Raw genomic sequence first — 22,663 nt, forward strand, 5'->3', positions numbered from 1 at the left:
CTCTGGCTCTGGCTCTGGCTCTGGCTCTGGCTCTGGCTCTGGCTCTGGCTCTGGCTCTGGCTCTGGCTCTGGCTCTGTAAGAGTAGACGGGTGCGCGTCGGCAGGGTCAACCGGGTCTGTATTAACTGTTCCGTCGCCAGGCGGGGCCACCTGTGCGGGTTCAGCGCTCAAAGTGGTCGGCCCATTGCGCTCCCCGTCAGTCTGTTTTTCCGGGCTATCAGGGCCGACCGTCACAATAGCCCGGGTGGGAGCCGGTTCATTGTCCGGCGGGCCTTCAACCTGCTGGACACTTTCATCGTAGCGGGAAGAGATAAACCACCAGGACGCCCCCAGCAGGAGGATGGCCAGGGCCACCCACCGAAGGGATGATAAACCACCCTTCACGGAAGCGGACGGTGAACGCCCACTGACCGACGCCATATCCATCCATACTGCCGGGGCAATGCGCTGGAGCCGTCCCGGACTGCCCTGACTGAGCACCAGTAGCTGATTCAGTCGTCGGCCAGACAGCAAATCCTCGGGCTTGCCGCCAGCACGGACAATCCTGGGTTCGAGATACTGCCGGATGTCTTCCCGGTCAAATTCCGGCAGCCGAATAACATGGGCTGCCATGTTACGCAGCTCATCTTTCAGCCCGAGCTGTTGCTCCAGCTCGGGCCCACCTGAAAATACCGGGACCAATGAAGCAGAACGGTTGCTGTCCATGAAAGCGTCCAGCAACAGCGCCAGGGCTTCACCGGAAGCCTGGTCTGCATCATCCAGCAACAAGACCTGCCGGCGACCCTTACCGGTCGCCTCCTCCGAAAGTGACAGGAAGCCCTGCAGTGCTTCGCGCACCGACAGCGCCTCCGGCCGCGCGCGCCCTACTGACTGATACAAGGCGCGAACCAGGGTTTCAGCGGAGTCGAGTCGTCCGGGCTGCAGGCGCAAGAACTGCAGCCGGGCGCCCTCGCTTCGGACCAGCTCACCCAACAGGCGGGTCTTGCCTGCACCCCGCGCCCCTGTGAGCACGAGGGCCATATCACCGAACCCACATAGATGGCGCAGGGTTTCCAGCGCGTGCTGGCGCTGGGCGCCAGAATAGAACGGCACCTCCATGGCGAGCGGGTCACTGTTGAACCCGTAACGCTCCTGCAAGCGGGGGAACAGCCCTCCCCCTTCCAGGCCGGTAATGCTCTCACTCATGTCCGGTACCACACTCCCAAAGTCAATCTCCCTTCAATGGCAGAAGGCTGTCAGGGTATCGGACAGGTCCCCGGGGGCAAAAGCCTCAGTGACTTCCGCCTCGCCGAGACTGCGCAGCAGGATCAACCGCAGCTGACCCTCAACGTTCTTCTTGTCCACCGCCATCAGACGCATAAAGTCGTCCGGTGTCATACCTGCAGGCGGCACGACGGGCAAACCAGCGGCCCTGATCAAACGCTCCACCCGGTCCATGTCTGCCGCTGTCAGGGCACCGCCCCGCCGCGAAAGGTCCGCCGCCATCAGCATGCCGGTACCCACGGCTTCACCATGCAGCCAGTTGCCATAACCTGCCCAGGTTTCGATGGCATGGCCAAAGGTGTGTCCCAAGTTAAGGATGGCACGGAGCCCGCCTTCACGCTCGTCCTGTGCGACCACTTCAGCCTTGCAGGCACAGGAGCGATAGATCGCCTCGGTCAGTGCTTCGGCATCGAGGGAAACCAGCCGTGGCATAGTCTCTTCCAGCCAGGCGAGGAACCCTGCATCACGGATGAGGCCGTACTTGATGACTTCGGCCAGTCCCGCAGAGACCTCCCTCGGAGGCAGGCTTTGCAAGGTATCCGTATCGATCAGGACACCACGGGGCTGATGGAAGGCCCCGACCATGTTCTTGCCCAACGGGTGGTTAATCCCCGTCTTGCCGCCTACCGAGGAGTCAACCTGGGACAACAAGGTTGTTGGCACCTGGATGAAGTCGACACCTCGCTGGTAGCATGCCGCGGCAAACCCGGTCATATCGCCGACCACCCCACCACCGAGTGCCACCAGGGTGGTCTTGCGGGAGTGGGTGTTTTCCAGCAGGGCATCAAAAATACGGTTCAGGACTTCCCAGTTCTTGTGGGACTCTCCGTCCGGCAGAACCACTTCATCGACCCTGCAGCCGGGGAAGTTCCTGCGGGTGGCCTCGAGGTATAGCGGGGCGATCGTGTCGTTGGTAACGATCATGACCCGGCTTCCCGCCACCCAGGCTGTCAGGTCGCGGGCCCCCAGCAGACCTGCACCTATGAGGATCGGATAGCTGCGGTCACCGAGCTCTACGTTCAGCTGCTGGACGGTATCAGTCATTGTGCTTGCCTTCTTTCCTTACCTTGCGGCGTTGTCGTGGCGTGCGCGGGTTGAGCCGGTTCAGGATCTGGCGAACCACCAGTCGCGGACTTTTACGGTCGGTCAGCATCACCACATCCGCCAGGTGCGTATAGATTGGGTCCCGCAATTCAAACAACCGGCGCAAAACCCCTTCGGGATCATCGTTCTGCAGCAATGGTCGGTTGCGGTCCTTGCGGGTGCGCTCGATCTGCTGATCCAGGGAGGCCTTGAGATAGACAACCACTGCATCCTGTTTCAGGAAAGGATGGTTCTCGTCTTTCATCACTGCCCCGCCCCCGGTAGCCAGGACCGATGCGCCCACGTCGGACAACTCCCTGAGCATGGCGGATTCACGCTGGCGAAAACCCTCTTCACCCTCCACGTCAAAGATCCAGGGTATATCGGCGCCGCAGCGCTCCTCGATCATGCGATCCGAATCCAGGAAATGATAACCCAGCTCCCGGGCCAGGTGGCGACCGATCGTGCTCTTGCCCGCCCCCATGGGCCCTACCAGCACGATTCGTCTTGGTAACGGCATGTTGCTTGGACTCCCCATATAAACAGGCGGGTGAGAATAGCATAAAACACAAAAAAGCCGCCGGTGTTACGCGGCGGCTTTGGCGTAGCTGGCGCCATTCAGTCGATAAGACTGCTTCTCAGTATCTTGGGCGTAATGAAGATCAACAGCTCGCTGCGCTCGTCAATGTTCTCGGTGCGACGGAACAACGCACCCACATAGGGAATATCCCCAAGGAACGGCGTCTTGGTAATCGTGGTGGCAACCTCGGACTGGAAGATGCCGCCAAGTACAACGGTTTCGCCATTGCCCACGAGTACTTGCGTCGTCACTTCGTTGGTATTGATGCTTGGAATACCCGCGGTTTCCTGTCCCCGGGAGTCCTGGTTCACCCTGAGGTCCATGATAATCTTGTTATCCGGGGTAATCTGCGGCGTCACCTCCAGGGATAGCGCAGCTTCCTTGAACGATACGGAAGTGGCACCGCTGGAGGACGCCTCCTGATATGGAATCTCTTCACCAGATTTGATGGTTGCGGTCTGGCGGTCTGCCGTAACAACCCTGGGCTGAGAAACCAGCTCCGCCTTACCGTCACTTTCCAGCGCTGAGAGTTCAAGGTCCACAAGGAAGTTGGTACCGCCCCAGCCGATAGCAAACGAGGACGCACCCTCATCAGAAACTCCCAGGTCCACCGACAGCGCATCCGGGAACACCACCTGGTTAGTGTTGGTAATGCTCGTCAAGGTGTTGATTGAGCCCCCGGCGGTAAACTGGTTGTCACCGCTGATACTCCGGGCCCCGCCACCCCACCGAATGCCGAGGCTTTCTGCGACGTTTGCCTGTGCACGCACGATACGGGCCTCGATAGAAACCTGGCGAACCGCGATGTCCCAGGTGTTGATCAGGCGGCGAATCTCTTCGAGCTTGTCAGCTGTTTCGCGAACACTGATGGTATTGGTCCTGGCATCGGAAGAGACGAAGCCACGCTCGGTGACCAGCTCCGCATCTGCACGGATCAACTCTACGATGTCAGAGGCCTTCGCATAGTTGATCTGGATAATTTCAAGGCGAACCGGGGCCAGCTCAGCAATCTGCTTGTTGGTTTCCAGCTCCAGGCGTTCACGGGCGGCGATTTCCTCCGCCGGTGCCACCAGCAGCACGTTACCGATCTGGCGCTTGTCCAGGCCCTTGGTCTTGAGGATCAGCTCCAGCGCCTGGTCCCAGGGAACATTCTGCAACCGCAGTGTGATGCTGCCGGAGACGGTATCACTGGCCACCAGGTTCAGGCCGGTAAAGTCAGCAATCAGCTGCAGCACCGAACGCACCTCGATGTCCTGGAAGTTCAGGGACAGTTTCTCGCCAGAGTAGGGGAACTTCTCTTCCCGGCGGCGCTCCGCCTCCTCTTCCGAGAGCTTTTCAACGCTGACGGTAAAACGATTGCCGGACTGGTAAGCCAGGTAGTCGTAGGCACCCTCCGGGCGGATCTCTACGATAGCGTCACCACCCTCTGTGAAGGTATCAACCCGGGTAACCGGGGTAGCGAAGTCAGTGACATCCAGGCGACGGCGAAGGTTATCAGGCACATTGGTGCCATCCATCACCAGCCGGATACGGCCACCCTGCTCATTCAGCGCCACGGGCACACGACTGTTGGACAAGTCGATAAGCACACGGCCCTCACCGTCTGTGCCGCGGCGGAAGTCAACGCCGGTTATGGCATCACCGGATACCGGGGATGGGGTCGACGTCGCTGTACTAGGTGCGGCGGATTCGACCGCATCACCACTGTCAGAACCGGCCGCAGCAGCAGGCCCACCGTCACCGATGGTGATCATGAGCTTGTTACCCGCTACCTCTGTCTCATAGGGGGCCAGCTGAACCAGGTTGAAGATCAGACGGGTCCGGTCCTTGGTCTCAACCACCGTCATGCTCTGGGTATTACCGCCACCAAGGGACATGTTGCGGCTGTCGAGCCCGCTCACGGTGTCCTTCAGATCGATGGCTATCCGCGCCGGTCGCTCAATTGTGTAGCCACTGGGTTCTGGCGGCGCCTCATCAAAACTCAGAACCACCTCGGTGCGGTCGCCAGAGAGCGAGGAAAACTCCACGTCCTGAAGCGTTGCCGCGTTGGCGATACTGGCAGCCAGTGCCAGTGCCCCTGCGCTCATCCATACCGTGAATTTTCTGAACATCGCTAGCCTCGACCCCAAAACTTGTGTTTCTTGCCAGTATCTGTGTGTATTCATGCGCGCGCCGCTCCTTAGCCTTCTTCTTCCAGGGACAGGGATCGGGGCCTCTCAACCCATCCCCCCGAACCATTGGGCACTATCTCGATCAGCTCAACCCGGGTTTCGCTGATCCCGATAATGCGGCCATAGTTGGTACCCATGTAATTGCCATTACGCACCCGATGAATTCCCCCGTCGGAGTCCTCGATCAGCGCGAACAGGTTACCGTTGGCGTTGGTAAGGGTTCCCACCATTTCCAGCTCGGTCAGGCCGTAGTTTTCCAGCACTTCCCTGGGCCGGTCGAGATCCGGCTCCACCGAACTGTCGGGTTCTTCGTCCAGCATCGTCAGCTGGACGTCGATGGGCGGCTCAAACGGCGCACGACGATCGGCCGCAGAATAGCTAAACGCCTCATAGGCCTGGAATTCCGGCAGGGGCTCCACATGGCCCCGTGGCTTGGCCCGGGTTTCTTCCATAAAGCGGTCAAGGTCTGAAAAGTTGCCTCCCTGGCTGCATCCGGCCAGCACCGTGACCAGGCAGGCACCCAGCCAGGCTTTCATTGCATGCTGTCTTGCCATGCTCATTCTCCAGCCCGGTAGCGGTAGGTTCTGGCGACAACCTGCATATCAAGCCGGTCCGCATTACCGCTAACTGGTGTGATGGTGAAGTCATGCAGCGTGACAATCCGGGGCAACCCGGCAACACTGCTGACGAAGGAAGCCAGCTCATGGTAGGAACCGCTAACCTGGATATTGATGGGCAGCTCGATGTAGAAGTCGCGCTTCTGTTCGGACTGCAGCTGGATTTCCCGCAGCGAAAGGCCGCTGCCCAGCGCGGTGTTGGTGATATCTTCCAGCAACCCGGGCACCTCGGTGTCACTGGGCAGCTGCCGCACCAGGGCGCCAAAGGTTTCTTCCATTTCCACCATCTGTTGCTTGAAGACTTCCAGGTTGGCTACCTGGTAGGCCTTGCGTTCGTATTCCTGGCGCAGCTCGGCCTCCTGTCGCTCCACCCGTTCCAGCTGGGCATACTGATCCTTGATAAAGAACCAGTAGCCACCGCCGACGATGAGGCCAACAAGGATGAGAATAACGATGAACTTGACCGGCGCAGGCCAGATACCCGCGTTGTTGACATCCAGGTCGTTGATATCAAATTCATTCAGGCTTTTGAGAGAGTCCGACAGGCTCACTGGCTGCTCTCCTCTTCTTCCGGTTCCGGGGTGGTCTGGCTGACTGACAGGTCAAAGGCGCTGTAGCCGGCGCGCTCGTCGTCCGCTGCTGCCACATTGGTCAGGCCCGGGTTCGTAAACCATTCGGACCGCTCAAAATTCCGCATCAGCGTGGAGATGCGGCTGTTGGACTCAGCCATGCCGTTAATGGTCAGCTCTTCGTTGGCCTTGCTTAACTCGGTATAGAACAACCCTTCCGGAAGTGTTCTCACCAGTTCGTCGAACACCCGGACAATCACCGGCCGCTTACCCTGCAGGTCCTGGATAACCTCCATCCTGGCCAGCAACTCTTCCCGCTTCTTGCGAAGCTCCTCGATCTCCTTGATCTGGCTGTCCAGCTGTCGGGACGCCGCCTCGATGTAGTCGTTGCGGGACTCCTGGTGGGCAATGCGGTTATCCATATCAGTCTTCCACAGGAACACCAGGCCAGCCGCCACGATCGCCGCCCCCAGCAGGGTCGCAACGAACCGCTTCTGCTTCTCTGCCCTGAGCTCCTCGCGCCAGGGGCGAAGGTTAATCTTGGCCATCAGTCAAAGCTCCTCATCGCCAGTCCGCAGGCAATCATCAGCGAGGGGGCATCATTGGTGAGGGCCGATGCGTTGACCCGCGAGCCAACAGCCATGTCAGAGAAGGGATTGGCCACAATCGTTGTCGTCGCCGTTTTCTCCTCCACCATTGCAGCAAGGCCGGGAATGGATGCCGTACCCCCAGCCAGCAACAGGTAGTCAACGGCGTTGTACTGGCTCGCGCCGAAAAAAAACTGCAACGCCCGGGCCACCTGCTGTACCACCGCCTCACGGAATGGATCCAGCACTTCGCCCTCGTAGTCGTCAGGGAGGCCGCCTTGCTTCTTCGCCAGTCCGGCTTCTTCCACCGACAGACCGTAACGACGCTGGATTTCTTCGGTCAGCTGCTTGCCGCCAAAGATCTGCTCCCGGGTATAGACTGTCTGACCGCCGGCCAGCACACTCAGGGTGGTCATGGTCGCACCGACGTCGACAATGGCGACCACCAGCTCCTCACCGTGGGATTCCAGCTGAGGCTCGATCAGTGAGTAGGCGCGCTCCAGGGCATAGGCTTCCACATCCACGATCTTCGCACTGAGCCCGGCGATATCCAGGGCATCCTCGCGAATATCGACGTTTTCCTTGCGGCAAGCCGCCAGCAGGACATCAACCTGGTCAGGATTATTCTCGGAGGGTCCCTGAACTTCGAAATCGATGGCCACCTCATCCAGGGGGTAGGGAATATACTGGTCAGCCTCAAGGGCAATCTGGTCTTCCAGCTCGAACTCGTTGAGCCCGGAATTCATCTGGATAACCTTGGTAATGACTGCCGACCCGGACACCGCGATGGCAGCCTGCTTGACACCGGTGCGGGCCTTGCTGACAACACGTTTGATAGCATCGCCAACCGCTTCTACGTCAGTAATGTTCTTCTCTACGACCGCATTGGCCGGAAGCGGCTCGACAGCATGGCTTTCCACCTTGTAGCGGCTGCCCTGCTTCGAGAGCTCCAGCAGCTTTACCGAGCTGGAACTGACATCCACCCCCAGCACGGTACTGGACTTTTTTCCTGTTAATCCGAACACGCGCTCACCTTATACCTGGACAACCTTGCGCCTGGCGTACACCGGGCTCCGGCCGCAAAACCGTGGCCTGACTGCCTTTTACGCTATGGTTCTTGTAATACTGCGCAGCAGTTCCATTTATATGTTTTTTATGTAAGAGAATTTCAGGGCTTTTAGGTCTACAATGCTCCCTCGTTGTCTTGAGAGGTTGCGGGAGTATTGACTCCTTTTAACACCTAAAGCAATTTCTCAAATGATAGACTTATAGCCAACAATTGTCAGAAAAAAATGTCCCGACTGATTACAGCATCACGCTTCTTTCTCTGGCTGGCCATTCTGGGGGTCAGCTCCGCCATGCTCGTTGCCGCCGGCTTCTATCTGCATCTGCGACCGGAGCTACCGGCCGTGCACCAGTTGCTTAATACCAAGCTGCAGACGCCTCTGAGGATCTACTCATCGGACGACAAATTAATAGCAGAATTCGGTGAAAAGAGAAGGACGCCTGTCACAATCGATCAAATCCCCGAGGCACAGCTGCAGGCCTTCCTGGCTGCGGAGGACTCCCGGTTCTACGAACACTTTGGCGTCGACTTTATCGGCCTGACCCGGGCCGCCGTCGAGCTCGCCTCCACGGGTGAAATCCAGTCCGGTGGCAGCACCATTACCATGCAGGTCGCCCGCAACTACTTCCTGACCCGGGACCGCACCTTCGCACGGAAATTCAACGAGATCCTGCTTTCCTTCCAGATCGAGAAAGAGCTGGACAAGCAGACGATCCTCGAGCTCTACCTGAACAAGATCTATCTCGGCAATCGGGCATACGGACTCGCTGCCGCATCGCAGGTGTACTACGGCAAGCCGGTGGCTGAACTCGACCTGGCCCAGATGGCCATGCTGGCCGGGCTACCCAAGGCTCCATCCGCCTTTAACCCCCTGGCTAACCCCGAACGAGCCAAGGTGCGCCGGGACTGGATCCTCGGCCGCATGGCAGAGCTGGGGTACATTTCCAGCGAGGAGCGGAACGAGGCGCGCTCACAACCACTGACAGCAAAGTACAACGCCACGCCAACGGAAGTGAATGCTGACTACGTCGCCGAGATGGCGCGGTCCGAAATGGTCGCCCGCTATGGGGAAGCGGCCTATAACGACGGCTACAGGGTTACCGTAACCGTGGGCAGCGCAGACCAGGATGCGGCTACCCGCGCCCTGCAGCACGGCCTGGAAGCCTATGACCACCGGCATGGTTATCGTGGGCCTGCCGGCACCACTGACGATGTGCCGGCCGATAACGCTACCTACCAGGAGATCCTGGACGCCTACCCCAAAGTGGAAGAGCTCTACCCGGTCATCATTACCGGAATCAATGACGAGCAAGCGCAGGCAACTGCCTGGTCCCGCCACCTGGGCGAAGGCTTTGTTCCCTTCGAGACCATGGGCTGGGCAAGGGCCTATCGCTCAGCCAACGCACTGGGCCCGAAACCCACCCGGGTGTCTGACGTACTGTCCGTGGGCGATATTGTGTACGTGCGCCGACAGCCTCCCGGTGAACCAACAGAACCCGCTGAAGATAGCGAAGCGGCCGGCGACATATCAACACTCGAAGCCAGCGACGCCCCGATTATATCCCCTGTGGCGATGGCGCTGACACAAATTCCCGATGTGGAAGGCGCGCTGATCTCACTGCAGGCCAGGACTGGCGCGATCCGCGCCCTGGCAGGCGGCTACAGCTTCAGTCAGACCAAGTACAACCGGGCCATCCAGGCGCAGCGGCAACCCGGCTCCACCTTCAAGCCATTCATTTACCTGAAGGCACTTGATGCGGGCATGACCCCGGCCACCATTTACAATGATGCACCCATCGTACAGGAAGGCAGCGAAACCGAGCCCGGCTGGCGCCCGAAGAACTCCGGTGGCGAATTCCTTGGCCCCACCCGGTTGCGGGAGGCGCTTTACCGCTCCAGGAACATGGTCTCGATCCGGTTGCTGCAGGATCTTGGCATCGATGAAACCATGGCCTTCCTTGATCGACTGAAGCTGCCAACCGATGACCTCCCGCGGGAACTTTCGCTGGCACTGGGCAGTGGCTCGCTCACCCCCATGGACATGGCCCGGGGCTTTGCCCTCATTGCCAACGGAGGTTATGACGTTCAGCCTTACCTGATCCAGACCATTGAAAACAGTGATGGCAAGGTACTGTACGAGGCTGCCCCCACCATTCTGTGCGACAGCGACTGCGACCGCCTGCGCGAAAACCGCCCGGACCCGGTCGTCGGTTTCCCGGCCATCCGGGTAGCCGAGCGCCTGGTAAACGAACAGTCGGTCTACCTGCTTCACTCCATGCTCAAGGACGTCATCAAACGGGGAACCGCCACCCGCGCCCGCGAACTCGGGCGCAACGACCTTGCTGGCAAGACCGGTACAACCAACGATCAGAAGGATGCCTGGTTTTCCGGCTTCAACCACGAAATTGCAACCACGACCTGGGTAGGCTTTGACCAGCCACAGACCCTCGGATTCCGGGAGTTCGGTGGTACCGCAGCCCTGCCAATCTGGATGGACTATATGCGCGACACCCTCGCCAACCGTCCGGAATCAGAAATGCCCAGACCGGAGGGCATCGTCGGTGTCAGGATCGACCCCCGGACCGGTGACCGCGCAGCATCGGGACAGGACAACGCCATTGTGGAGTTGTTCCCGGCCCACAAGGTGCCATCACAAAGAGCCGGCAATGGCCTCAGCGGGGGCAACGACGACGCCAACCTGCCTCGCAACCTGTTCTGACGCAGCGAGACACCGGGGCCCCGGCACGACTGGAGCCCCCGGCCCAGGACTGCGTCACTCCCCCGCACAGGCCAGAACATCACCCACAAAAAAACCGACGGCTCGCACCGTCGGTTTTTTTGTGGGCCTATTCGCTCAGGATCAGCGAATGTCATCCATGGACTTGAGCGGGTAGTGCTCCGGATAACCTTTGCGGGCCACACCGGAATCCACTGCAGCACGGGCTACCGCTGCCGGCACCACATCCAGCAGACGCACGTCCATCGGCTTGGGAATGATGTAATCCTTGCCAAACTCAAGGCTGTCTACGCCGTAAGCTTCGCAGATCTCCTGGGGTACTGGCTCCTTGGCCAGCTCACGGATCGCGTGAACCGCCGCCACTTTCATCTCTTCATTGATAGCGGTCGCACGAACGTCCAGCGCACCACGGAAGATGAACGGGAAGCCCAGTACGTTATTGACCTGGTTCGGGTAGTCAGAGCGCCCTGTTGCCATGATCAGGTCATCACGAGCCGACATTGCCAGCGCATGGTTGATTTCCGGATCCGGGTTGGAACAGGCAAATACGATCGGGTTCGGCGCCATTTTCTGCAGCTGCTCAACGGAGAACAGATCCGGACCAGACAGGCCCAGGAATACATCCGCACCGTCAATCGCATCATCCAGGGTGCGCTTGTCGGTATCGTTGGCAAACATGGCCTTGTACTGGTTCAGGTCATCACGTCCTGCGTGAATAACACCCTTGCGGTCCAGCATGTAGATGTTCTCGGAGCGAACGCCGCAGCTGATCAGCAGCTTCATGCAGGCGATGGCCGCAGCGCCGGCGCCCAGGCAGACCACCTTGGCCTCCTCGATCTTCTTGCCCTGCAGTTCAAGGGCGTTGATCATGCCGGCGGCCGTTACGATAGCTGTACCGTGCTGGTCGTCGTGGAAGATCGGCACGTCACACTTCTCGATCAGTGCGCGTTCAATCTCGAAGCATTCCGGTGCCTTGATATCTTCCAGGTTGATACCGCCGAACGTATCGGCAATACGCTCAACCGTTTCGATGAACGCCTGGGGGCTCTCGGAGTTCACTTCGATATCGAACACATCGATACCGGCGAAGCGCTTGAACAGAACACCCTTGCCTTCCATGACCGGCTTGCTGGCCAGGGGGCCGAGATTGCCGAGACCGAGGATAGCCGTGCCGTCAGAGATAACGGCTACCAGGTTACCCTTGGCAGTGTATTTGTATGCATTCTCGGGGTCCTTTGCGATCTCGCGGACCGGTTCAGCAACCCCGGGACTGTACGCCAGCGAGAGATCGCGGGAAGTCTGGGTCGGCTTGGTGATTTCTACACTCAGCTTACCCGGCCGCGGCTGGGCGTGATATTCAAGGGCTGCTTCTTTCAGATCTTGAGACATTGCCACTGTTCCGTTTGTCACGTTGAAAAGAGGACGTTTCGACTATTCGCGAATTGACACCTGAAAGGGGCCACCGCAAATGTTAGCGCGCCATTATGGACCTAACCCCGACCCCAAACAAGGCCTCGCATACGTAATTCCCCTTATCAGCGCACAGTTCCAGACACAAAAAAAGCACCCCTGGAGGTGCTTTCCGGACTTCGATGCTGCCCTGGGGGCAGCGCGAAATCAGCTCTTCTTGCCGCCGATACGGCCGCCGAAACGCTTCTGGAAGCGGTCGATACGGCCAGCGGTATCCATCACCTTCTGCTTACCGGTGTAGAAGGGGTGGCACTGGGAGCATACGTCCAGCTGAAGATCCTGGCCATAGGTAGACCGGGTCTGGAATGAGTTACCACAGCTGCAGGTTGCGGTAATCTCGTGATACTTGGGATGAATACCTTCTTTCATGGCGAACCTCTTACGGTCATGCCGCCACCTGGTCACCGGTAAGCAAACCGTTTTGCAACGATTTTCAATACCTTGGCGCCGGGCACCGCATGTTTGAATCCATTGGGAAGACAGGGCACAATCAACCCCGCCTGAATCAGACCGCGCATCTTACGTGCAATCGCCTCCTGACGCAAGATACGCAACGCCCGTAACACGCGCCCAGCACGACCCCGGAGCCCCCGTGTCCCAGATCGTCCGCGTTGCCCTCAACCGCCCTATCCGGCGCCTGTTTGACTATATCGCCCCGGATAATCTGACGCTGCAGCCCGGACAGCGGGTGACCGTTCCCTTCGGTCGGTACCGCGCTATCGGCCTGGTGGTGGAAACCGGCGTCACCCCTCCGGACGGCATCGCCCTCAAACCGGTTGCCGGCGCCCTTGAAAGCTGGCCCGCCCTGCCGGGGGAGACCCTCGAACTACTGACCTGGGCCGCCAACTATTACCAGCATCCACTGGGGGAGTGCCTGTTCATGGCGCTGCCGCCAGCCCTGCGCAAGGGCCGGACGACAGAAGCACCGGCCCCGGCCCAGTGGTGGGCGGCAAAGCCGGACACTGACGCCAGCCATATCCCGGCCAATGCCCACCGCCAGAGACAACTGTTCGACCTGCTTCAACAAAATACCGGGGGCCTGCCCTGGGCACAGTTGAAAGAAAGAGGCTTCACCCGGTCACAGCTGAACGCCCTGGCCCAACGGTCGCTGATCCAGAATGTCGAACCGCCCGGGCCAGTGGCGCACGACAAAGGCGAACCACCCACAACCCCCGTATTGACCACAGCCCAGCAACACGCTGCCGGCAAACTACCCGGTCGCCCGGGCTTTTCGGCAAGCCTGCTTTATGGCATCACCGGAAGCGGCAAGACCGAGATCTACCTTCATTACCTTCACCGGGAGCTCGGAGCTGACAGCCAGGCGCTGGTACTGGTACCGGAAATCAACCTGACTCCCCAGACCGTAGCCCGCTTCCGCAACCACCTCGGCAATCGTATCGAGGTCTGGCACTCAGCCCTGAACGACGGCCAGCGAATGGAAACCTGGCGACGGCTCCGTAATGGCGAACCGGTTATCCTGATCGGCACACGCTCGGCAGTACTGCTGCCCTTCACCAGGCTACAGACCATCGTGGTCGATGAGGAGCACGACAGCTCCTATAAACAGGGGGATGGCTTTCGCTACTCGGCCAGGGACATGGCCGTGTTCCGCGCACACCAGAACCGGTGCCCGGTGATTCTCGGCTCCGCCACGCCATCACTGGAGTCCCTGCATAACGCCGCAACCGGCAAGTACCAGCAGATCAACCTGACAGAGCGGGCTGGCGCCGCCCGGCCACCTGCCATACAGCTGCTGGACATTCGCAGCCGCCCACTGACGGCCGGAATGTCACGCCCCGCCATCGAGGCGGTCCGGGAGACGCTGGCTGCCGGCCAGCAGGTCCTGGTCTACATCAATCGCCGCGGCTACGCCCCGGTACTGATGTGCTTCGACTGTGGCCACCTCGCCGAATGCCCCAACTGTGACACCCGCCTGACTTACCACCGCCGGGACCGGGCGCTTCGCTGCCATCACTGTGACTACCAGCAGGCAGCGTTTCACCGATGCCCGAAATGCGGTGGAGAAGCCTGCGAACCGGTTGGCCAGGGCACCGAGCAGAGTGAGGCCCTGCTTGCCGAAACCTTTCCGGATGTGCCTGTCATCCGCATCGACCGGGACAGCACACAACGCAAGGGCAGTATCCAGAACATTCTTGAAAAGGTTAACAGCGGCGAGCCCTGCATCCTGGTGGGCACCCAAATGGTCGCGAAGGGTCACGACTTTCCCAATGTGACCCTGGTGGTGGTCGTCAACGCCGATGGTGGCCTCTTCAGCGTGGACTTCCGCGCACCGGAACAAATGGTGCAGACCCTGCTCCAGGTAAGTGGCCGCGCCGGTCGGGGCGAAAAGCCCGGTCGGGTACTGATCCAGACCTGCCACAGTGATCACCCCCTGCTGACCAGCCTGGCGAAGGCCGACTACCTGGCCCTCGCCACGCAACTGCTCGCGGAACGTCGGCAAGGCGCCCTGCCCCCGTACCGCTCCATGGCCATCATCAGGGCTGAGGCCCCCACCATGGAGGCAGCCCTCGAGTTCCTTGAGAAAGTACGCAGCCAGCTGCCGCATCACCTGATCGAGATCTGGGGCCCGCTACCCGCCTCCCTGGCCCGCAAGGCCGGACGGCACCGGGCACAGCTGGTACTGCAAACAGAGAGCCGCGGGCACCTGAACCGCGCATTGGCCGGGCTGTGCCAACAGCTCGAACAACACCGACAGCCAGGCGGTCTGCGCTGGGCAGTGGATGTGGATCCACTGGAAACCAGCTGACGCACGTCTACCCGCCGCACCGTGGAATTTGAACCACGCCACAAGATTACACTCGGTTAAAGAATTACAACCAATGCACAATATCCGGTCGTTGCCCTGTGCTATGATTTCGGGGTATTTGTACGGCTTGTAATAATAGCCTCGCAACCTCCTGATTTTCATGAAGGCACGTGGCTAAAGACAAAGCGCTGAACCAAGAAACTGGAGAAACAATAATGTCGGGGAAATTTCTTGCACGCCTCCTTGCAATCACCTTTGCCCTGTCCCTGGGCGCCTGTGGAGGCGGCGGTAGTAGCGACGATGACGGCTCCCTCGGTGGCCCGAACACCGGCGGAGGTTCCGGCGGGGAAGACACCCCGGCAGAGGATGGCCAGGAAGCCTCCGTTGCCATGGGCCAGGGAGAGGGTGCCTCTTTCGTTCAGGGTCAGCTATCTCTTGCCCCGGACTCAATCCTTGCCGGCGGTACCAGTATCGTCGGGCTGTCCGTGGTTGACGCTGCCTCTGGCAACGCATTGCTGGCCGGTGAAGAAGTTTCTGTCGAATTCACCTCACGGTGCATATCCTCAGGCGATGCGACCATCAACAGCCCGGCAACCACCACCTCTGGCCTGATCGAAGTCGAGTACCAGGCTCTGGGTTGCACAGGCCAGGATCAGATAACCGCTACCTATGAGGATGCCACGGCGCAAGGGGTTATTACTATTGAGGACTCCGACGCATACAGCATTTCCAGCAACCCTCCGTCACCACAGTCTATTGCACCAACAGGCAACACAAATTCGGCACGACCATCTACATCTACCGTTACTTTTAACGTGATTGATGAAGACAACAACCCGGTAAGAGGTGCCCTGGTCGAGTTCGATCTCAGCTACTCCGAGCGGGCCTACCCTAACGTCGAAGATGTTCGCCTTGACCGTCAATCCACCGAGTCAGGGCCCGACGGGGCTGCGATCGTTCGGGTGCGGGCCGGACAGCAGAATACAGTCGTTCGCGTCATCGCGACCATCGCCCGTGAGGATGGCCAGCGAGTATCAGTCGTTTCTGCTCCCATCTCCATAAACTCGTTCCTTCCCGACCAGGACAGCTTCTCAATGAGCATCAGCAACTTCATGCCCAATGCTCAATTCCACAACAATGAGACGACTGAAATCACGATCAATGGTGGTGACCGCTTCAACACCAATGATCTCGAGGAAGGCAACGCTATCGTGAACTTTGTCACCTCTGGCGGCTCAATAGACAGCTACTGCATCCTTGATGATGATGGGGTTTGTACCGTCACGTGGAGAAGTACCGATCCACGCCCGGCCAACGGCCGAGTAGCTATTCTGGCCCGGACTGTCGGTGACGAAAGCTTCCGCGATCTGAACAGCAACAACTCCTTTGACCGCGGCGAGTTTTCACCCGACCCCGGAGTTGCATTCGAAAAGGGCGAAGCCTACCTCGACTACAATATTGACCGGCGTTACTCTGCATCGGTAGATCAGTTCTTCGATGACAATGGCAACGGCACCTACAACGGTCCCAACGGTCGCTACGATGGCTCTGCCTGTCTGAATCCGTCTGCTGGCTCTTGCACGAAAGGTCCGGTGACCATCTGGGATCAGGGGTATATTGTAATGGCAAGCGACTCCGGTATAGAGGGCTCTCTGACAGCGACCGACAACGACGGGGAGTACTGCCTCACAGTCAGTGCCACCACAGGGGCGGGTCAGCCCGTGCCGCTGCCTACAGACACGGCAATAAACTTCGAAATCACTGATGGAGAGTTTATCTCCACCGTAACCTCTTTCGAGATCCCGAATACTTATCTGACAGACAATGCCGTCACTTACTGCGTCTATGCGGAAGAGGATGAGGATGACACAACGGTGACTCGACTGAGTGCTACTGTTGAGCCGCCAGCCCCTTACGGGGGTGCTCCAATCGAATATACGACTATCGTGGAGTAACCACCCACAACTCCCAAAGCCCGGCCTTCGATTCTATATAGTACCTAGAACTGTGTACTTTTGATAAAAACCCCCTTGATTGGGGGTTTCTTTTTCCTGAAAACCGAACTATATATATAGTAAATACTGTGTAATGTGTGTAGGATTCAAGGATGTTTGCAACGAAGGTTACAGCCAAGGTAGTTCAGGATAACAGTGGAGTGGCCACAGAGATCCCGATCATCCTTACCGACCAAGGGGTTTTGGGATCAGTCACAGATTATGTGCTTGGCCTTCACCTGAATGGCATCTCACTTTCAACCATCACCAACCATATTCAGTCGATTAGACTCCTCATCGAGTTCATGGATGCCAACGAAGGCATGTTCGATGAACCCGAAGAGTTGTTCGCGGGCTTCGTCCGACGACTCTACAGCGGGACCATCGGTGAGGATGGATTGGACCCCTCTGGCCTTTATTGGATACCGGCCAGTAATGGCACGATACATCGACACATCAACAATCTGACGAATTTCACCAATTGGCTCTCGGACAAAGGTCTGGGCAAACCTCTTAATACCCTGCGCACCGCCACTCGACATGAGGAGCGCATTCAGTACGCCGCTTGGTTTAGGCGCAACCAGAACGATTTCCTCGGTCACATTAGAGACACCTCGGTTAGTACCACGGTAAAGAGAGCCCGCAGCATCAAAGGCAGAACACCTCTGGCAAAAACCAATGACGACGCCATCGCCTTCCCTACGGGAAAGTTTGAAGACTTCTATATGAAGGGGTTGGGAGGAGCCAAAGACCCGCGAGTTGCGCTGCGTGACAAGCTTATCGTGCTCCTGATGCACGCGGCGGGATTAAGGCGTAGCGAAGCGCTGCTGCTGTGGGTCACCGATGTCTTTGAAGACCCCTCCGATTCGGATCGGGCAATCGTGAGGATCTACAACGAGATAGAAGGTAAGGCACCTGAAGGCTGGAAGTCCCGAAAAGGGATAAAAACGCGCAAGGCTTACCTACAAGAAAAATATGCACGCATGCCGCGCCAGGAGATGCAAAACACTCAACATCTCGGCTGGAAATCCAAAACCCTGGATAACAAGGATGGCTACCTGGAGGCGTATTTCTTCCCGCTGGAGTTTGCCCGGGTTTTTATGTCGTTGTGGCGCCAGTATTTGGTTTTCCGTGCATCGTTGGAGTGCCATCACCCCTATGCGTTTGTCAGCTTCGACTCTCGCTATCTGGGCAATCCCTATACGTTCAATGCCTTCAACCAAAGCTATGCCGCAGGATTAAGACGAATTGGCCTCGAACCCAACAAGAGCGTAGGGCTCGATCCTCATGGCCATCGCCACAACTATGGCCGTCGATTGACGGATGCTGGGGTTGATCCGCTCATTCGCAGAAAGTGCCTGCATCACGCAAGCCTGGAGTCTCAGGTTCCTTACACCATGCCTTCCAGCGCGAAAGTCTCAGAAGCGCTGTCCCAGGCAACACAACAACTTCAGCTGCAATCCGATAAGCCTTCTGCCCAAATATCTTTCGATTGGAAGGAGTTGGCACAGCATGGCTTTGAGGACCTTGATCCAAACGGTCACTTCACCGGCAAGAATCCACGACTAGGCAAGGGTAAATCATGACCAAGAAAAAAAATAAAGGCTACACCACTGACCTGACGTTGGGGTGGGTCACACAAGATATAGGACCGGAGTGGTTGCAATGGCAGCAGTATGCCGCTGAGTGGGCGGCAAAGAATCCTTCGAACACAGGGAAGCGCTTAGAGGCCATCAAGCATTTTTTGTTGTACCTGAAAAACAAAGCTCCTTACGCGCACGACATCGCTTCGATGTTCAAGGGTCATCGAGACGGCCACAAAGTATCGAGTGAAGAACTCAACGACTTCATGCTGAGCAGGGGCGCTAAAGCCAAAGCTTCTATATACATCAGCCTTGTAAACGAATTATGCGATTACATCCTCAAACACCATTTAAGCGTTGACGATGATGACGGCAATCCTGTCGCGCTCTTCCGCAATCCTTTCGAAAAAATCAAGAAGATAACTTCGAATACAGAAACCGTCCACAGCCCCTTGCCCTATCGCTACATCCAGCAACTGAGGCAAATCCTCTGCCCCTATCCAACCGACGATCCCAGCAATAAAGCGCCGTGGGTAGGCCGCCATTTCCGGGACTGGCATTGGGCCATTGATCACCTTCAGTGTGGCAACATGGGGTGGATGGAAGTGCCGCCCGAGGTCATCGACCCTGAAGATCCAGATTGCATCGCCCGTACACGGATAGTCGGACGATCACAAAAAAATGTCGAGATCCACGAAATCTGGTCGCCGGTCATGGCGATGTTCCTGTTTACCAAACTGCACTTGCCGCTGCGCTCTTATCAGTTGCGTCTTCTGGACTCTGGCGAAGGCGATACCTGGCGCTATGAAGGTGGGCAATGGGTAGAAAACACCAAACACCCCTTTAAGTATGGAACGCCCAAGCGACCTTATCAGAAAGGCGTCTTCCGACGCATTTATGACTCCATGACCGAGGGGTACTCGACGGGCCTCTACGTGTCCACCAACAAAACCGCCGATCAAAACAAGGATGACATTCAGCGGGGATACACCATCCCCTGGCAGCACGAAGAGCTGCTGTATTGGCTGGAGAAGCTTCGCAACTGGCAAGAGAAATACAACCCCATTGACCGGTTGGTTAAAGGTGCCGAACTCAAAACGTCGATCGTGGGACATGCAAAATCCAAGACGCAATTAAAGGAAATGGGCGAGTTTTCCTTTTTGTTTCGAGACCGAAACTCAGCTTTCCCGATCTACAAAAATGCGTCAAAAAACCCTTGGTATCGCCTGTTGTCGAAACTCGAAGAGGATGTCTTCCAGGCCGGTCAAACAATGGCCAACGGGGATCGCCTTAGGTTTGTGAAAGACTACGGCGAGGACTTTGGAGGTCAGGAAGGGTCAAAGACGGCAACGGAATACCCGCTCCACAGCCTTCGGGTCTCCTTGATCACCTGCTACACCATGGATACCGACCTCCCCTTGCCGGTGATCTCGAAGCTTCTGGCCGGCCACACCCGGCTTCTGATGACGATCTATTACAACAAGATCACGCCCTCCGTCATGGCCGACAAAATGAAGGAGGCGCATGCAGTTCTGTCGGAACGAGGTGAAGGCTCGCTCCGAAACTTCCTTGCGGATGCGGAGATGAGACAGATTTCGCTCCGGGCTGCCTTTCACAACGACCAGCACAAGTCCGTCGAGAGCGTGCTTGCCAACCGGAATCCCATCGGCTGGGAGGAACGAGCCACGGGCTTGTGCCTGGTTGGGGGCAACACCGTGCGATCAGATGAGCAGTCCACCGTAGGCGGCTGCTGGAACGGTGGCCCGATAGTTAGGGATTCAGAAAGCGCACATTCAAGAGTTTATGGCCCGGTTCCCCACGGGCCGGAGAATTGCCCCCGGTGTCGCTGGCACATTACCGATGCCACCTATCTCCCGGCACTGAATTCGGCGTTCAACCAGGTGAGCTACAAGGCGCACCAGGCGGCCGAGCTGTCTGTTGAGCTAGAGGGTCAGCTAGAAGCGCTGAAGGATGAGCTGTTCATCGCTGAGGAAGCCGGTGCAGTGTTTCTCAAGCACAACGAACTTCAGGCGATAGAACGGCGCTACGAGAAGCAGAGGGTGGAGGCGGATGAGTACGCCAAGGATTACATCGCCATTTTCAACCTGATCAATCGGGTGATCCAGATCGAGAATGGGCGTGAAGAGGACGACGACGGGCAAAAGCTGATCGCGGTCGGCTCTGGTGAAGACCTGAAATATAGTATGAAGTTCGTCGAAACTGACTCGGAGTTACTGCACCTGGCGCTGCTGTGCGAGGACGCTGAGTTCCACCCCGATCTGCGCGATGATCTGCGCAAGACGCCAGCGATAGCCAAGCGTACCAACGCCTTGAGCCGCATGATGGCCCGTTCCGGGTACAAGCCCGTTTTCCTTGAAATGGACGAACAAACCCAGTTGATTGCGGGTAACGCGCTCATGCGCAAGATGGCCAAAATCGCCGCCCCCGAAGATCGGCTTGAGGGCTACCGGATCGCGGCCAACTACATCGAGGCTCAGGAGTTCCTCAAAGACGATCGGCTGCTGAAATCCGGGTTTGACGCCATGAAGAAGATAGCCCCGATCAGCTTGCCTATTGAATCCGTGGAACGGATTCCCGCTCTGGAGGTGGAAGAATGAACATCGATATCGATGCGGTTCTGGAGTCCCTCAAGGACGGAAAAACCGCTAAAACGCAGTCGTCCCTGGATACGCTCAACCAGACACTGAAAGACTACTACGAATCCGGTGCCCGGGACTTCTCCATTACCACCATAGGGCGTGTCTCAGAGGAAAATGGCGGCGTTGGCTATCAGTCGATTCGTGCCACTGCGAACAAGCATTACCGGGATCTGATTGAAGCGTGGGCCGCTAAGGCGAAGACCACTACCAAGAAGCCACCGGTAGGGCCTGCCAAGAGACCAACTCAGGACCATCAGCTGCTTGAGCGGATTGATGATACGGCTGTGCGAGCCCTTTTCGGGCAAATCATCCGTGAGCGGGATCGCTACAGAAGCGAAGCCAACATGCTCAAGAACCAAACCCAGATCGTCATCGACAAGCGCCCTATGGCTTACAGTGAACCCCAGTCAGACGCCAGTGTGGAACTTCTGCCCTCATTGAGGGGAATCTGCTCTGACAACGAGATTAAAGCCCTGCAAACCGTCTGCACCGATGAGTGGCTCGAAAAGCTCGGGTTCCAGGCGAACAAATTGGGTCAGGTGAAGGATGAGTTTGGCATGGAAATCCTGCCTCGTGGCTTCCTGACCGGGCTCAAGAAGATCCTGGGGGAAATGGATGAGTAATGGTCAGGAAAGAGCACGTCAGAATCTGAGCGCCTTCCAGAGCTGGGTGGCCACCCAAACGGATGACGACTTTAAGCAGATCGTCTTTCGGGGCCAGTTAAACCGTGGCGAAGTGGCCAAAGCCATAGGCATCGGAAAGAGCGCGTTGCGCCAGAATCCGGCCATTAAAACGGCACTGGAGAATCTGGAGCAAAGCCTGCGTGATCGGGGTGTACTGCCAGAACTGACCGAAACCGCCCAGGCCCAGCAGTCAGAACCGAAGCGCTATGATCCTAGCGTTAACCAAAGAGCCATGGAATCGAGAAGGCTCTCTGTGCTGGAGCAGGAAAACATTGAGCTAAAGGCCCGAGTGGCAACCCTCGAAGCCAAGCTAAAACGTTACGGTGAACTGTCCGAAGTCCTCACTGAGTTCGGAGTCGCGCCCGATGCATGAGGATTATTTCCGTGTCACCAGTTGCCAGCATAACGGCTACAAATACACGATCTTCACGGGCATTCCCCTTAAAGTCGACAGTTACAAAATCAACTCGGGCAAATATATCGTCAGCATCCGATGCGAAAACCAGTCCCTGCCTATTAAACCGTCCGTTGGCCAGCAATGGCGGGTGTGTGGTGTAAGGACGCTGGAGACCGTTCAGGCAGGTGATTATCAGCTTCAGCAGCATTTGTATGACGCCCCAGCTGAGATGGAGTGCACGCTGCCCGAGACGGGCGAAGCGCTGATCCGCTTCATTGCCAATGAAAAGGAGTTCACCGGAATCGGTGAGGCCAAAGCACGAGCCCTCTGGGATGCTTTTGGCAGCGATCTGCACCCCATGCGTATTCCGGCGAACGTGACCGGTCATTCCGGGGATCGTGACCGATTTGCACACGGCCATCACGCTGGAGTCGGT

At 57.8% G+C, this 22,663-nt stretch carries 17 protein-coding genes and 1 pseudogene; 8 read left to right on the forward strand and 10 right to left on the reverse strand.

From position 1 onward, the window contains the following. The 8 genes from MLC59_RS17725 to MLC59_RS17760 all read right to left on the reverse strand — a co-directional run. Positions 1 to 1,185: ATP-binding protein (locus MLC59_RS17725; RefSeq protein ID WP_248236837.1), on the reverse strand; the 1,185-nt coding region annotated here is incomplete at its 3' end. A gap of 33 nt (positions 1,186 to 1,218) precedes the next feature. After that, a complete protein-coding gene (aroB, locus tag MLC59_RS17730; RefSeq protein WP_248236839.1) occupies positions 1,219 to 2,307 on the reverse strand; it encodes a 3-dehydroquinate synthase in 1,089 nt (362 codons plus the stop codon). Continuing rightward, positions 2,300 to 2,866: a shikimate kinase AroK gene (aroK, locus tag MLC59_RS17735; RefSeq protein WP_248236840.1), complete on the reverse strand. Its 567-nt coding sequence runs from the start codon at positions 2,864 to 2,866 to the stop codon at positions 2,300 to 2,302. Before aroK ends, aroB begins: the two co-directional genes overlap by 8 nt. A gap of 98 nt (positions 2,867 to 2,964) precedes the next feature. Beyond that, positions 2,965 to 5,037 carry a type IV pilus secretin PilQ gene (locus MLC59_RS17740; protein WP_282451085.1) on the reverse strand — a complete coding sequence of 691 codons (2,073 nt, stop codon included), beginning with the start codon at positions 5,035 to 5,037 and terminating at the stop codon, positions 2,965 to 2,967. Between the two features lie 68 nt (positions 5,038 to 5,105). Next, positions 5,106 to 5,651 carry a pilus assembly protein PilP gene (locus tag MLC59_RS17745; protein WP_282451086.1) on the reverse strand — a complete coding sequence of 182 codons (546 nt, stop codon included), beginning with the start codon at positions 5,649 to 5,651 and terminating at the stop codon, positions 5,106 to 5,108. Positions 5,652 to 5,653: 2 nt separating this feature from the next. Next, positions 5,654 to 6,265 carry a type IV pilus inner membrane component PilO gene (locus tag MLC59_RS17750; protein WP_248236842.1) on the reverse strand — a complete coding sequence of 204 codons (612 nt, stop codon included), beginning with the start codon at positions 6,263 to 6,265 and terminating at the stop codon, positions 5,654 to 5,656. Then, positions 6,262 to 6,831 (reverse strand): PilN domain-containing protein, encoded by a 570-nt coding sequence (locus MLC59_RS17755; RefSeq protein WP_248236843.1) that lies wholly within the window; start codon positions 6,829 to 6,831, stop codon positions 6,262 to 6,264. Before MLC59_RS17755 ends, MLC59_RS17750 begins: the two co-directional genes overlap by 4 nt. After that, the gene (locus tag MLC59_RS17760; protein ID WP_248236845.1) at positions 6,831 to 7,895 is read right to left on the reverse strand and encodes a type IV pilus assembly protein PilM; all 1,065 of its coding nucleotides are present in this window, start codon (positions 7,893 to 7,895) and stop codon (positions 6,831 to 6,833) included. The genes MLC59_RS17755 and MLC59_RS17760 overlap by 1 nt, the downstream gene beginning before the upstream one ends. Before the next feature lie 267 nt (positions 7,896 to 8,162). Here MLC59_RS17760 and MLC59_RS17765 point away from each other — a divergent pair, with 267 nt between their 5' ends. Continuing rightward, positions 8,163 to 10,655, forward strand: coding sequence for a penicillin-binding protein 1A (locus tag MLC59_RS17765; RefSeq protein ID WP_248236847.1), 2,493 nt, complete (start codon positions 8,163 to 8,165; stop codon positions 10,653 to 10,655). Positions 10,656 to 10,796: 141 nt separating this feature from the next. Here MLC59_RS17765 and MLC59_RS17770 read toward each other — a convergent pair whose 3' ends face one another. Further along, a complete protein-coding gene (locus tag MLC59_RS17770; RefSeq protein ID WP_248236849.1) occupies positions 10,797 to 12,062 on the reverse strand; it encodes a malic enzyme-like NAD(P)-binding protein in 1,266 nt (421 codons plus the stop codon). Between the two features lie 228 nt (positions 12,063 to 12,290). Beyond that, a complete protein-coding gene (rpmE, locus tag MLC59_RS17775) occupies positions 12,291 to 12,512 on the reverse strand; it encodes a 50S ribosomal protein L31 (protein ID WP_248236851.1) in 222 nt (73 codons plus the stop codon). Between the two features lie 223 nt (positions 12,513 to 12,735). Here rpmE and MLC59_RS17780 point away from each other — a divergent pair, with 223 nt between their 5' ends. The 7 genes and pseudogenes from MLC59_RS17780 to MLC59_RS17810 all read left to right on the forward strand — a co-directional run. Continuing rightward, positions 12,736 to 14,910: a primosomal protein N' gene (locus MLC59_RS17780; protein ID WP_248236853.1), complete on the forward strand. Its 2,175-nt coding sequence runs from the start codon at positions 12,736 to 12,738 to the stop codon at positions 14,908 to 14,910. A gap of 215 nt (positions 14,911 to 15,125) precedes the next feature. After that, positions 15,126 to 16,865, forward strand: a complete 1,740-nt coding sequence (locus MLC59_RS17785; RefSeq protein ID WP_248236854.1) for a hypothetical protein — start codon at positions 15,126 to 15,128, stop codon at positions 16,863 to 16,865. Between the two features lie 152 nt (positions 16,866 to 17,017). Further along, a complete protein-coding gene (gmtY, locus tag MLC59_RS17790; RefSeq protein ID WP_248236856.1) occupies positions 17,018 to 18,490 on the forward strand; it encodes a gamma-mobile-trio recombinase GmtY in 1,473 nt (490 codons plus the stop codon). Beyond that, positions 18,487 to 21,105, forward strand: coding sequence for a gamma-mobile-trio integrase GmtZ (gene gmtZ, locus MLC59_RS17795; protein ID WP_248236857.1), 2,619 nt, complete (start codon positions 18,487 to 18,489; stop codon positions 21,103 to 21,105). Before gmtY ends, gmtZ begins: the two co-directional genes overlap by 4 nt. After that, the gene (gene gmtX / locus MLC59_RS17800; RefSeq protein WP_248236859.1) at positions 21,102 to 21,770 is read left to right on the forward strand and encodes a gamma-mobile-trio protein GmtX; all 669 of its coding nucleotides are present in this window, start codon (positions 21,102 to 21,104) and stop codon (positions 21,768 to 21,770) included. Before gmtZ ends, gmtX begins: the two co-directional genes overlap by 4 nt. Then, on the forward strand, positions 21,763 to 22,203 hold the full coding sequence (locus tag MLC59_RS17805; RefSeq protein WP_091702481.1) for a VPA1267 family protein: 441 nt from the start codon (positions 21,763 to 21,765) through the stop codon (positions 22,201 to 22,203). Before gmtX ends, MLC59_RS17805 begins: the two co-directional genes overlap by 8 nt. Next, positions 22,196 to 22,663: pseudogene (locus MLC59_RS17810) on the forward strand (AAA family ATPase); the annotation flags it as partial. The gene MLC59_RS17805 and the pseudogene MLC59_RS17810, both read left to right, overlap by 8 nt.

The sequence above is a fragment of the Marinobacter bryozoorum genome (genome assembly GCF_023156245.1).
GTDB lineage: Bacteria > Pseudomonadota > Gammaproteobacteria > Pseudomonadales > Oleiphilaceae > Marinobacter > Marinobacter bryozoorum.

What these genes read in the sequence shown, in the direction of transcription:
- aroK (WP_248236840.1), bottom strand. Translation starts at nt 2,866, where the DNA reads ATGCCGTTACCAAGACGAATCGTGCTGGTAGGGCCCATGGGGGCGGGC.
- MLC59_RS17770 (WP_248236849.1), bottom strand. Translation starts at nt 12,062, where the DNA reads ATGTCTCAAGATCTGAAAGAAGCAGCCCTTGAATATCACGCCCAGCCG.
- gmtX (WP_248236859.1), top strand. Translation starts at nt 21,102, where the DNA reads ATGAACATCGATATCGATGCGGTTCTGGAGTCCCTCAAGGACGGAAAA.
- aroB (WP_248236839.1), bottom strand. Translation starts at nt 2,307, where the DNA reads ATGACTGATACCGTCCAGCAGCTGAACGTAGAGCTCGGTGACCGCAGC.
- MLC59_RS17755 (WP_248236843.1), bottom strand. Translation starts at nt 6,831, where the DNA reads ATGGCCAAGATTAACCTTCGCCCCTGGCGCGAGGAGCTCAGGGCAGAG.
- MLC59_RS17805 (WP_091702481.1), top strand. Translation starts at nt 21,763, where the DNA reads ATGAGTAATGGTCAGGAAAGAGCACGTCAGAATCTGAGCGCCTTCCAG.
- MLC59_RS17745 (WP_282451086.1), bottom strand. Translation starts at nt 5,651, where the DNA reads ATGGCAAGACAGCATGCAATGAAAGCCTGGCTGGGTGCCTGCCTGGTC.
- rpmE (WP_248236851.1), bottom strand. Translation starts at nt 12,512, where the DNA reads ATGAAAGAAGGTATTCATCCCAAGTATCACGAGATTACCGCAACCTGC.
- MLC59_RS17785 (WP_248236854.1), top strand. Translation starts at nt 15,126, where the DNA reads ATGTCGGGGAAATTTCTTGCACGCCTCCTTGCAATCACCTTTGCCCTG.
- MLC59_RS17765 (WP_248236847.1), top strand. Translation starts at nt 8,163, where the DNA reads ATGTCCCGACTGATTACAGCATCACGCTTCTTTCTCTGGCTGGCCATT.
- gmtY (WP_248236856.1), top strand. Translation starts at nt 17,018, where the DNA reads ATGTTTGCAACGAAGGTTACAGCCAAGGTAGTTCAGGATAACAGTGGA.
- gmtZ (WP_248236857.1), top strand. Translation starts at nt 18,487, where the DNA reads ATGACCAAGAAAAAAAATAAAGGCTACACCACTGACCTGACGTTGGGG.
- MLC59_RS17740 (WP_282451085.1), bottom strand. Translation starts at nt 5,037, where the DNA reads ATGTTCAGAAAATTCACGGTATGGATGAGCGCAGGGGCACTGGCACTG.